The organism is Tetzosporium hominis (genome assembly GCF_002265435.1).
GTDB classification, from domain to species: Bacteria; Bacillota; Bacilli; order Bacillales_A; family Planococcaceae; genus Chryseomicrobium; species Chryseomicrobium hominis.
On record NZ_NOKQ01000075.1, the window covers coordinates 1 to 245 of the forward strand.

General features: G+C 45.7%; 1 protein-coding gene. It reads right to left on the reverse strand.

Annotation, left to right across the window (positions count from 1 at the left end; genetic code table 11):
- The coding region (locus CF394_RS00255) for a CatA-like O-acetyltransferase (protein WP_243370568.1) at nucleotides 1-245 on the reverse strand (245 nt) is incomplete at both ends.

The following is a 245-nucleotide window of genomic DNA, read 5'->3' on the forward strand; positions in this document are numbered from 1 at the left end:
CCCGGCCTTCTGAAAAGTATTTCCCGTTTGTGATAATCGGCAGCAAGTGTTCGCTGTTATCAAGGTTTAAATTGAAGTTTGTAAAGCTCACCCATGGAATAGATGAAACTGAGAACGTATTGGGCGGGATGTCCTGCTTAGCCCAAAGGCCCCTTTTGTCTCCAAAGCGCTCAGCGTCCAGAAGATATTGATGATAAAACTGCGAAAAATCGTCTGAGTATTCCGTCCAGAGGGCGGAAAACGTT